This is a genomic window from Psychromonas sp. SP041, assembly GCF_000470315.2.
In the GTDB taxonomy this organism is placed as follows: Bacteria; Pseudomonadota; Gammaproteobacteria; order Enterobacterales; family Psychromonadaceae; genus Psychromonas.
The window spans coordinates 1-12,378 of the sequence record NZ_CBRF02000020.1; the positions used below are offsets into that span (position 1 = coordinate 1).

Here is a 12,378-nt window from a genome sequence, read left to right on the forward strand (position 1 = left end):
TTGTGCAACTTCTAATTTAAATTCGGGTGAATAAGTTGGTCTTGTTTGTTTTGTCATATTAATACCTGATTAGTTAAAGTGAGTTTATCACCTCTAATCAGATGGCCAAATTCATTATGCCACTACACATGCTTCAGCTTGCAGGGATTCTGGTGTTAGGTTTGATCCTTTGACCTTATTCTTTTGACCTTCGTTATCAAAGTAAAAAGCACAAAACAACCAATACACAAAAGATCTGCAAGCTAAAGCGTGCGCCCCGAGTAATCGAACATAGAATTTAAATACAACAACCACAATCAACACACAAAAGATCTGCAAGCTAAAGCGTGCGCCCCGAGTAATCGAACATAGAATTTAAATACAACAACCACAATCAACACAAAAAACATCTGCAAGCTAAAGCGTGCGCCCCGAGTAATCGAACATAGAATTTAAATACAACAACCACAATCAACACAAAAATCATCTGCAAGCTAAAGCGTGCGCCCCAAGTAACAAACCTAAAATATAAAAAATAGCTCTGACTTCGGATGCACACTTTCTAGTGTTTAGGTTCATGCCTTTGACCTCGGTGGGTATCAACCATATACAAACTATCAAAGTTTAGAAGTTGCCTCCCTTGTTTTACACGCATTTTAGCTTCAGCATCCCACAGCGTCTGAAAATGTTGATAATGCTCAGTGAATTTAGCGGCCATCGGAGAATCGACAATCACTTCAATATCAGCCAGCTTCTTAAACTTAGCCTTCGCGGTGATCTGCTCTAACTCATAAAGCAACTCTTGTGTGCGACCAATACTAAAAGCAGGAATAATCACCACACCATTATCACTAATCGCTTTAATTAATACCTTTTCTAAACTCTTAGCTCGGTCACGTCGTCCTTGATGGTTCTTATCACCGTAAGTACTTTCAATAACGACAACATCCGCTTTATAAGGACTTTTAGGAGAAGCGAGTAAGGGAGAATAAGTTGCGCCAAGATCCCCTGAAAAAACAACGTGTTTAGCAGTCTGATCAGAGCCCTTAACATCAGCCTTAACGTCTATTTCAATATAAGCAGAACCAAGAATATGTCCTGCAGGTTGGAACTTAACTTTCGTGCGACTCGCCTCCTTTAGCGTCACCTCAAACCATTGTTGATAAGGCACCGCAATCAACTGCTCCTTTAAACGAGCCAAGCAGGCTTTAATAATCGATTGATTACGTGTGACTCCTACTTTCAGCGCATCTTCAATCACCATCGGCAACAAAGCCGCAGTAGCTTCTGTGGCGATGATCGGCCCGTTAAACCCTGCTGCTAATAAATATGGCAATCGCCCCACATGGTCAATGTGACAATGCGTTACTAACAAAGCTTGAACCGTACTAATATCAAACTCGATAGATAACAAATCATCGTCACCTCGGCCAGACGTTTCAGCACCTTGAAACAAACCACAATCAACTAGCAAACTATTATTAACGTCAACAATCAACTGATGACAAGAACCAGTCACCCCATTAACCGCACCATGATGAAGAATTTTCATACCCCCTCCTATCGATTACGAATAGCATTAATCTTAATCCTATTTTTGAAAATGATATGAGAAATGGTTCACTTATGCTTAGTTTAATTGCCTTTAAATTGTGCTCTTTTTTAGTTCAGATTCAGATTCAATTTCTTTATTTAACTTAAATCGATACTCTTCTAGTTTCGATTTAATTACAGGCCCCTTAGGCCTTGCTAAATTAGCAAGGTTCATTAAATCAAATGCAACTTTAAGGTTATCACCCTCATTTTTAATCGCCATTTCTCGTAATAAATTAATCGTTTTTTCTTCTAATGCAGGAAATTGAAAAGATCCCTTTATTGAACAAATTCTATCTACAACATCAATTAATTTTGGTAACGAGATGATAAAAGGAGTTCGACTTGCACTTTGTATTTGAAATGGTGAATTTTTATCATAAAGGAAAAATTCAGTAAGGTAACAATATGAAAAAACACCTTTAGCTAAACCTCTCCCCATTAAGTTCGATAACGTCAAATCGTTACTTAAAACGGGGCTAACCTCAAGATCACCAAATAGATCGATATCGATAGTTTCATGGAAGTAACCATAACCACTTAAGCTAAATTTGTGGCCATTGATCATAATACCTGAGTGGCCTTCTTTATTTTTAACTCGAAGGTAACCCACAGATAAAAGTTTAGCCGTACTAGAATTTTGTAGTAAAAAAGTATCTTTAACGTCTAGATATTTAAGCCTCATCAAGCTATTACTAAATGTTTTTATAGCGTTATTATTTTTTAAAGGTAGATCTTCAATATTAATAACTTTAAATGGCATGTTTCTACAATAACCTTGCTGCGGTTTTTGGCCAATATCTGAATCAAGTAACTCTTTACCAAGCACAATACCAAGTGCATAAGAAGCATCATGAGTTATGTGAATGTTATCACTAAAATGGTGTCTAGAGAATGGTGTCTCATTAAGGTCTAATACACACAAGGAATACAATCTTGAACTTTTTTTAATTTGTTCATAGTAAGTTATGGTATCTCTCTTTTTTAAATCTCTAATAGGAAAGAGAACATTTATAATTCTAGTATTAATAGAGCTTAATAAGTAATAAAAATCTTCACATAATTGATTGTACTCTTCACCAAGGGCTTCTGAGTAAAAATTTACATCGTTAATATAATGATCAATCAAAAGTAAATCTGATGACTCTATCAATGCCTTATTATTTTCAATTGTTTTAATATGATAAAAAAAAGGGACTCTACCGGAAGACAATTGTATGACTTCATGATCGAGCATTAATGCCTTAATAAAGCCATTCCCCCCCATTACTGAATTTGAAGTTCCAATAACGACAATTTTCATAAATACTCACCATTTAAATTAAAAAATGAATAACAAAATGTTAAAAGAATCATATAGAAAATAATCTAAGTTTAATTTTATTAAGTAATTTAATTTTTCTTGTCCCATTAGTAGACGATTCATTAAATATAATAAGTAACTTGTTTAAGTGATCTATAAAATTAACATGGCCGGGGTTAAAAAAATATGCAGCTTTAGCAAAAGCAAAACTTGATTCAAAATCACCTATTTCTTCAAAATAACAAGACATCTGAAAACAAACTCCACCTCTTTTCATAGGGTGAATCATGAATTTATTAATATATTTTAATAGCGCATCATCAATTAGATTATTTTTATTGAGAGGTACAGGCTCAACCCCAAAGACATCATAGATAAAGGGATTATCGACTACTAGATTAGGATTATTTTTTAATAAAATGTATAAGTCTTTATATAAACTTTTATTTTTACTTTTTACATGTTCAGCAATTAAATTTAAAATAGTAAAATCAGCAACCTGTCTAAGATAATCACGTTGCTCACCTTTTTGAAATTTATTTAATAACGGAATTAAGTGTAATTGTTTATGCTCCTCGATAAACAACTTCATTTGTAAACAACTTTCATTATTTAAAGTATTAAAAGTATCTTTATTCATTAATGAATAATGTTGAGTTCCTATATTACAACTTTGTAACACAGCATCTAATTTAGTATCTAAATCGCCTAACTCAAAATAATTACAAAGGCGTTTAAACTCTAGAGCTCCAAATGTAAAAGAAGGATTAATATTCCTATCTTTAATAACAGCCTCTACCCCTAAAACACTGAGTAAATCAGAAATAATACTTCCCTTTATCATTAACTCTTTGTTGTAAGCTCTTAAATGAATTTTAGAGACATCAAGTGTATTAAATACTTTGTGCAAGTAAGGCCAAAAATAGTTTTCTAAATTTTTTGGAGGAACAAATTTTTGGGTTTTACCGTGGCGTTTAATACTTTGATTATAATTAGACTCTATTAACTCAATAGGATTACGAATATAAGCGATAAACTCAGCTTCTGGGATAGCCTTACTTATCTCAGCAATATGCATGAAGAAGAACTCAGATGATAAAAGCAACATGGAATATTTACTTTCTTTAAAGCGAGCTAATAGATCCTTAACTTTTTGATAGTCAACTACCCAAGCACCATTTTCTCGTTGAGTTAATATTTGTGCTCGATTACCTGAGCTAATTTTCTCTTTTGTTAATTTATACTCAGGATATAAAATGCCATGTGCTGATATAAAATCAAACTCTTCGATTAACCAAGCTTGAATAGCAGATGTTCCAGTTTTACCTGGCCCCGTGTGTATAACGACTCTTTTATCTATTTTATTCATCGTCAATTGAACTTTCACTTTTAAAAATATTAGTAACTAAAAATCAATTATACGTATTAATTAATAAATTTAATACGTTAGATAGAATCGTTATTAATATACTGGATAAATTATTAAACACATTACAAGGCACTATTTAACATAAAAATAAGTTGGATTTTCATATGAAAAATTTTCAGTTAAGATTGTTAACCATGGACTATAAGCAGGATCTATGTAATTCGATAACTGCCAAGTTTTTTTCATATAATCGAGTTCTGATAAATAACGTTGGTGTTGATCAGATTCAAAATCAGAAGGGCGACTAACCGATTCATGATGGTATAATTCAATATAAGGAGACCAAATATTAAAGTACCCTGCTGTTCTTACTTTAAGGCATAAATCAACATCATTATAGGCAACGGCTAATGACTTCTCATTTAGCCCATCAACCTGTTCAAAAACATCTTTACGTATCCCTAAACAAGCCCCTGTGACAGCACCATAATTTTGAACTAATTTCAAACGATTCATATAACCAGTATCAGTACGTTTATAGTGTTTATGCCCATGTCCGGCACACCCGCCTAGGCTGAGGATCACACCTGCATGTTGTATTGTATCATTTGGGAAATATAACTTGGCCCCAACACAACCAGTAGAAGGTCTCATTAACTGAGAGACTATTTCAGTTAACCAATCAGGTGAAATAACTTCAATATCATTATTGAGTAAAACGAGTAAAGTCCCATTAGCTTGTTTGACAGCAAAATTATTAATGGCAGAGTAATTAAAGGGGTAATTATAATGAAGTAAACGAATTTTTTTTTGTTCCGCCAAACTATCGAAATAACTAATCGCATCCTCATGATCCGATTGATTATCAACTAATAATATTTCGAAATTAGTATATGTTGTTTTTTCATATAATGTATCAAGGCATTGCTTAACTAGCTTTTTACCGTTTTTTGTAGGAATGATGATCGAAACTAGAGGTAGTATATTAGGTAGATTCCAATTAACTTTATAACTCCCTTCAATTAGACCTACTTCAGCAGAAGCCCCTTTTTCTTTTAAATAAATATTTAGAGCTTCTAAATCAGATTTATCAGTAAAAACATGAGATGTATTAATAGCAAATTGTTCTCTAGAAACATGATAAAGGGTATAAGCAATATGCTGGAATAGACCTTTACTTACTTCACGTAAATATAATATACGTTGATAATGTGACTTAAAATCCAGCCATTCTTGGAGACTATTAAAGTTACATAATCTATATAACGTCAAGTTTTCAGTATAAAAAGTAGAATAAGCAAGTTCATCATTCCACTGTGGTTTATATTGTGGAGAGTAATGCTTACCGATATCATCAATAAAATCGTGATCACAGTAAATAAGATTAGTTTCGTCAGTTATTTTATTAACAAATGCTTTAAGTGCATGTTTATGTAATCGATCACCAACGAAAACTTCACCTATAAATACACTATTACTGTTGATAGGAGCGCTACTTATAACACGAGAATCAATTAAACCTAATGCTTCTAGAACAACGTTGGGAACCACCAATAACCAGTTAACATAACTTTGTTGTAATAAACTATTAATGGTTTGTATGTATTGGGAAATATTATAAACAGAAAAATCATCATCTAATACCAAAATAATGAGCATTTCATTATCTTTAATCGGTAATGCTTTTAACAGCTTATTTTGAGTTGATTTAACTAAGCGTTCTGGCTTATTTAAGCCATAAGGTAAATTAGTAAAAAAAAAATGATACACGTTAACTAAAAAAGGAATCTGTCTTAGTGTTTGTCGAATTGAAGTAGTATTTAAATTAAAAAAATATTTCATATTTAATAGCTATTAATATTAAGTGAGAAAAGGAAGGTAAATAATTAAAACTAGACTTGATTTCAGTATTTAATATTAAGAGAAGTAAGCTCTAACTTGATATATAAATTAAGTGATATTACCATATCAATTATTATGAAGAGTAAAAATGAAAATTATCATCATAAAACAGAATTTAAAAGGGCTATCTTTGAGTTTATAAACATTTCCACTCATTCACTTTTTTCTTAATAAACACACCATTTGGTCTTTGCTCCAGAGCTTTACACATAAGAGTATAAGCGGTTTTCCTATCTCCCATTTTTTCAAAGGAAAGAGCCATATCTCTTAAAGCTTCCGCTGGTTGCGTTTTATTTGAAAAGGTTAGCTCACTGAAAACAATTTTACTATTAAGCTTAAGTATTGGTTCATCTAAACGCGCAGTCGAACCTATTAACCCCATTAACAAATTATAAATAGTTTGCCATGCAATAGAGTAAGAATTGTTCATAATCGCTTTTGACTTTTCTGATATTATTTTCTCTTTAGGTACCACTTTAACGCTTTCATCATAACTGTGTATAAAAGTATTTAACAAACCGTTACCGTGTATCACACCCTTTATATTAGATATCATAAAAGGGACCATGCAGCCTGTACCACTATTAGCGATAAAGAAATCGCAGACATTTGCATAAGCGATTTTTGATTTATAATCATTGTTGATTAAGTTAACAAAATCGATAGATGTAACGGAAGAAAATTCATTTTTAATTTGATCATAAACATCATTATCTTCCACATTAATAGAGTCGTCATTTTCGTAGTTTGTCCAACCATCAACTATGACAGTAATGCTTTTGTAAATAGTATGTAGATTTTTAATAATTTCAACATACCCATCCACTTGTTCAATCCATGATCGTTTCTGCCCCGTAACACCTAACCAAATTGTGAATTCACTTTTAACTTTCATTTTAGAAGTGTTATTTTTTAAAAAATAATGCATTTTCACTGCATCTTTATCCAAATAGTTGCCCGGCATAGTACAAGGAAAAAAATAGCACCCTTTTTTAGCGATTAACTTAAAGGTAGTTGACTCGGTATCTGAGTAAAAACAAGTATTATCAGTAAAGCAATATTCATCGATATTTTTTACTGCTGATAACTTAAAATAATTTACAAACTGATCGTAAAAATAATGATAAGGCCTTTTTTGAGAAAAAATTAAACCATCAACTTTGGTGGAACTTGATGTTAAATCAAATTTAAGACTCCCCGCATCAATTGCTTTTTTTACAGTAGATACATCAGGCATATTCCTAGGATTGAATAAGACTCCGCTTGGTAAATAATAACCATCTATTAATTTAGTAATTTGAATGTAATACCAATGATTATTTAGTAATTCATCTGAAAAGAGAATAACGTTTGCCATTCCTTTCACTTTACTTACTCTAGGAAAAGTAGGTATATCAAGCAATGGGTGCTTGATTGAAATCGTTTTATTATCTAAAAGCTGAGAAATAAACGTCTCAGCTTTAGATGTATCAAAATCAAATAAATCGTTTATGTATATCATTAAAATCCAGTTATTAGAATGACTTAAAGTCTAGCGAGTCATTAAATCCACGTATATCTTGTCGTCAATCGTTCTTTATCATTAGAAAATGCATTCTTTACAATCTGACTTTCAATCTTTTTCTTTATACTAACTTCATACTCATTTTTATAATCTAACTTATTTAAAAAATTAATAAATTCTTGCCTATCATTTTTATCATTAGCGACTCGATCAAAATGACGCAACATTGGTGCTGTAGCTAATTTAATTGATGTATTTACCTTAGCTTCTTGTTTGTTTTCTACTGGTAAGTTTATGCCAATGGTATTAAAAAACAAATTCACAAAACCATTTTTTTTGGTATCGTAATCTAAAAGAAAAACATTTTCGTCACCAATATGTCGAGCCCATTGATCAACCAGTAAAGGCATCTTTATAGAGGCTAACTCTCTTTCACAAAATTCAAATATATTTTCATTCGTTTTAATTCCCCAGTTGACTTTAACCGCTTGCAAAAAAGCAGACACTAGATAGTCAGTATAGTTTCTAACCGCGACAATAACTTTTACATTTAACCCTTTTTCTTTTGCTTCTTTAAGCATAGTAGCAATATGTTTAGGATTATCTCTGATAAGAAACTCACTAGAAACGATAGTGCTACTATTTCGGTTTAATGCAAACTCCAAAAGTAATGCCCATTGCTCTTGATATTTATCCATAGAAAAGTTCGGGTGATTGGACGCAAGATCATTATTTGCACCACCATGAACACCATATGGAGAAAAACAAGCCTGATCACTAAGATTGGCAGGTAACTTAAAGCCCACATTTTGTATTGCACTGGTGGCCGTTTTACCGATGCCAGGGTGAAACACGATTGTTCTAGGTTGATTTAGATTTATACTCATACTTTATAATTACTCGCCTAAGAATGGGAAACGACCAAACTGACTAATCAGAGGTCCCCATTTTAAAATTTGTTGTTCATTTAATTCATTGCCTTCATTGAATGGGTTATCCCATCCTGCAGCTTGCCATTTGTCCATCGGGTTAAGAATATGTAAGTTAGTCAAACCAAAGTCACCTGGTATTTGAGCATCAGCCACCGCATTATCACCCACATGTACAAAAGATCCTTTATCAGCTAAGTGCTCTTTCATAAATGCCCACATAGTACCGCTATCTTTGCGTAAGTCTAACTCTGAAGACACATATAATTGATAACCATTTGTCACGCCTGCCTTTCTTAACATTAATACAATTTGGTGCTCAGAGTAATAAGTATCAGAAATAATATAAACGGTCTTTCTTTGCCCAATTAAAGCATTCAAGATATCAACGACTTCATCTTTACTTTCAATCATATCAAGGTCGTACGCAAACTCCATATCAGAATAATGCAGGGACTTTTCTTCATCCCAGCTCAACTCTTTGCCTAATTGCTGATAGGTTTCAACGATTTTAACATCACCTTTAAAATTCTTTTGCTTACGAACCGTAAACTCAGCAGCATTTCTCAATTTAACAAAGGCATGCGCATCTTTTACTTCGCCTTGCTCTACTAAATATTGACCTAACTTCAGTTTCGCATAATCAGGGACAAAATGAGAACGACGAACGAGTGTATCAAACACATCAAATGAAATGATATCAAAAGGTTGAATTTTATGAAGAAGCTGTTCTTGGCTACAGACATAATTAGCAAAAATATGGCTTTTATCTTTTGTAAAACGCCCTAATTCAGGGTAATAAAATAGCTGCTTATAACCATTACGTTCAGCTAATAGGCCAATCGTTCTTTCTAATGCATGTAATTCCGATCCATCATTAGGTAAAGGCTCAGCAGGAAAGTCTTCGTATTTGTATTCTTTCTCTAATAACTGTTTTAAAGCGTTTGGTTTAGCCCAAAACATACCACCGACAGGGTAAGCAAGAAATTCAGAATGGTCTTTAATCTGCCATTCATCAAAAAGCTTATTTTTAAAGGGCTTATTTTTAAGCCAATGATTAACCCAATCAGGCATCATCATGAAAGACGTTGGGTAATAAATACCACACTCATTATCTTTTGCCATATGAGTAATCGCCTTAGCAATAACATTCGCATCATTTAATAAAAACTCACCTAAATAATCTGCCCATTGTGTTTGTGGACGACCTGAATAGAGAGACTTTTTAGAATGCAAATGGCAAAAAAGATCATAATTTAACAGCTTTTGACCATATTCAACTAACATAGGCCCAAAATTACGACCTCGGTTGGGAACAGCAACTACTTCAATATTATTGACTGTAATTAACGATCCTAATTTTTCAAGCGCAACATCTTTTAAAGCGATATCACTGACAGAAATAAACACATCCACATTCACTGGAAAATGCTCTAAACATTGTCGATAATAATCTAAAAAGTCTTCATAAAAAACGTGTAAGCACACTGCAATTTTTTGTTTCTTAATAAGTGTAGTATCTATTTCATCATATAATTTATCTTTAGGCTCCCATCTCGGTGCAAAAGGCGTATTAATGCGCCCTTCTTTAATACCTGTTGAAATATAATGTTCAAGTGGGCTTAAACCAAAATGATATACATCTAAATTGTTTTTTAAATAATCCCAATTATTAAAAGCAGGACTTGGACTGACGCTAGAAAAGCGGCTTTTCATTAAATAATCATTAAAAGCAGAGGCTTCTGAGTCAAATGGTTTATCTTGCACATCACAGTACCATGCAAAATTAAAAAGACCATGCTTCTTTGCATCGTTCAATAAATTGGGGCTGTTATTAATAGGAACAGGTACATGTATTGGAATTTCATTTGCCGGGACCTCTACACGTTTTATTAACTTATTTTCAATGTTAACTGCAGTTTGCATTAGCTTTGGGTTACTTCTTAACACACTTCCAACCAAAGGTAAGCGATTAATTATTGCTCTGTAATTCATAATTTCAATCCAAAAAAGTCTAAACCATTAACTGTGCCTTCATTGGCAATGTCATCATCAATCGTAAAAAGAGGCCAGCTATGTTTCGGTAACATACCTTTCTTTGTAACAAATGTAGTATAGAGCGTTTCTACTTCTGCCTCTGAAAAAGAGACGCCGTGTTCAACATATTGGTTCATTTGTCTAATCGCGCCTTGGCACACCTGCTCAAGTAAATGGAACTGGTGTTGCGAAGTCACTTTACGCCCATAATAAATATCAAAGGTATTATCAGGCAAAGGACTTAAACGAATATCTTGAAACTGTCCGACCGGCGCTGTGAGTAAAGACTCCAAAAACATAGAACGGTCCAGTGGAATATACCCACCGCCCATTTTAACACCCTCTTTTAAATACCCAACCATCGTCACTTTTTTATTTTCAATCGTCTGTTCACCTGGCTTCGAGGCGATAAGATAATGCCCTTTTGTATTTTTTTTAAATAAAATCGTCAATAAAGTTTGAATGGTACCACTATAGCCAAGATCAACTAAATTAGCCGTATCAACTTTAAAAAAACCAATAGAGGTCAAGTACTCTTGATAAGCGACTCTTGAAGGTTCGATAGCAATTTTTAATTTCGCTTGTTTTTGCTCCAATAACGTTGATATTTTTTCGATATTTTCAGGGAGTGTAATAGTTTTTTGCTGCTGTTTTTCTGTAAATATATTTTTTAAACTAATATCACTTAGCATAAATCTAGATCGCATTAATTCATATAAGCTACCTTCGAATTTAAAATCTAATGACAGTGGGAAGGTCTTAGGCTCAGTTAACCCTATTTTGAAAAGGAACGCTCTAGACACCAACATATACTGGCTATTATCAACATGTCCATTAACACGACAATACTCACAATACGAACGACTAAACCAATAACCTTCCCTTGCTAAAAAAAAGATCGGCTCTTGGGTATTTATCTCTTTTGTCAGTTTGTGATTAAAAAAAGTAAACATCGGGGCAACCAGCGTTGCTCCTAACTGTTGAAGTGATGTAATTGACATTTGAGATCTCTATAATAAATTATTGATATTAATGATTAATCTTTATCTTATAGTAAAATTAACAGATTGTGTTATTTACGAACAAAATAATTATATAAAAATATAATTAGAGCTCAATATTTAAAGCTTTCTTATACTCAATTACTTTTTCTTCAATAAATAAACCACCAGGTCGAGCTTGATATGCTAATGACATTAAAGACAATGCTTTTTCTAAGTTAACTTTTTCTAATTTAACCGCTTCATCTCGAATAAAATCAATATCCAGGCTGTTTTTCAAATCCTCTAAACTAACAGTGTCGACATCAAGCCTTGGCGGTTGTGAAGACTTTATTTTTAAGAAAGAAAAAAAACGATTAGACAGGTTTATTAAACGATATTCGTCAACATGGTACAACCAATCACTAATAGTATTTATATTAGAATCTTCCCCTTTAAATTTAACCTTTTCCTGCTCTAATGCATTAATGATAGACACTTTATCTTGAAAATTTAATGCAACCTCAAGCTTCATTGTGACTTCTACATTAGCTTTATGACTTCTGGTAGCCTTAAAAGAATTTTTTTCATAGATAACAAACCAATTTCTTTTAAGGTCACTCACATTCAATTTAATGACTTGAGATTCAAGCTGAGTTAAATTGTGCTCTTCAGAAAGGTAATTTAACGCTTTACATATTGCTTTGCTTTGAAGAGTTATAGGTATAAGTTTCAATGCTGTTAATATTATTATTTTTTTCATAAAAAACCATTTTAGTTAT

General features: G+C 32.7%; 8 protein-coding genes and 1 pseudogene. All 9 read right to left on the bottom strand.

Translation table 11 applies throughout. From position 1 onward, the window contains the following. Positions 1–568 precede the first annotated feature (568 nt). A pseudogene (locus tag SP041_RS12130) lies at positions 569–1,531 on the bottom strand (MBL fold metallo-hydrolase); the annotation flags it as partial. A 93-nt stretch (positions 1,532–1,624) separates the two neighbouring features. Then, the gene (locus SP041_RS12135) at positions 1,625–2,875 is read right to left on the bottom strand and encodes a hypothetical protein (RefSeq protein WP_025564755.1); all 1,251 of its coding nucleotides are present in this window, start codon (positions 2,873–2,875) and stop codon (positions 1,625–1,627) included. Between the two features lie 49 nt (positions 2,876–2,924). Next, positions 2,925–4,244 (bottom strand): hypothetical protein, encoded by a 1,320-nt coding sequence (locus SP041_RS12140; RefSeq protein WP_025564756.1) that lies wholly within the window; start codon positions 4,242–4,244, stop codon positions 2,925–2,927. Between the two features lie 132 nt (positions 4,245–4,376). Beyond that, entirely contained in the window at positions 4,377–6,086 is a 1,710-nt protein-coding gene (locus tag SP041_RS12145; RefSeq protein ID WP_025564757.1) for a glycosyltransferase family 2 protein, read from the bottom strand. A 196-nt stretch (positions 6,087–6,282) separates the two neighbouring features. Continuing rightward, positions 6,283–7,647, bottom strand: a complete 1,365-nt coding sequence (locus SP041_RS12150) for a hypothetical protein (protein ID WP_025564758.1) — start codon at positions 7,645–7,647, stop codon at positions 6,283–6,285. Positions 7,648–7,688: 41 nt separating this feature from the next. Next, a complete protein-coding gene (locus tag SP041_RS12155; protein WP_025564759.1) occupies positions 7,689–8,537 on the bottom strand; it encodes a hypothetical protein in 849 nt (282 codons plus the stop codon). 9 nt (positions 8,538–8,546) lie between these two features. Next, the gene (locus SP041_RS12160) at positions 8,547–10,574 is read right to left on the bottom strand and encodes a rhamnan synthesis F family protein (RefSeq protein WP_025564760.1); all 2,028 of its coding nucleotides are present in this window, start codon (positions 10,572–10,574) and stop codon (positions 8,547–8,549) included. Then, complete coding sequence (locus SP041_RS12165) at positions 10,571–11,617, bottom strand: hypothetical protein (protein ID WP_025564761.1); 1,047 nt, start codon at positions 11,615–11,617, stop codon at positions 10,571–10,573. The genes SP041_RS12160 and SP041_RS12165 overlap by 4 nt, the downstream gene beginning before the upstream one ends. Before the next feature lie 106 nt (positions 11,618–11,723). After that, positions 11,724–12,359 carry an SCP2 sterol-binding domain-containing protein gene (locus SP041_RS12170; protein ID WP_025564762.1) on the bottom strand — a complete coding sequence of 212 codons (636 nt, stop codon included), beginning with the start codon at positions 12,357–12,359 and terminating at the stop codon, positions 11,724–11,726. Positions 12,360–12,378: the final 19 nt, after the last annotated feature.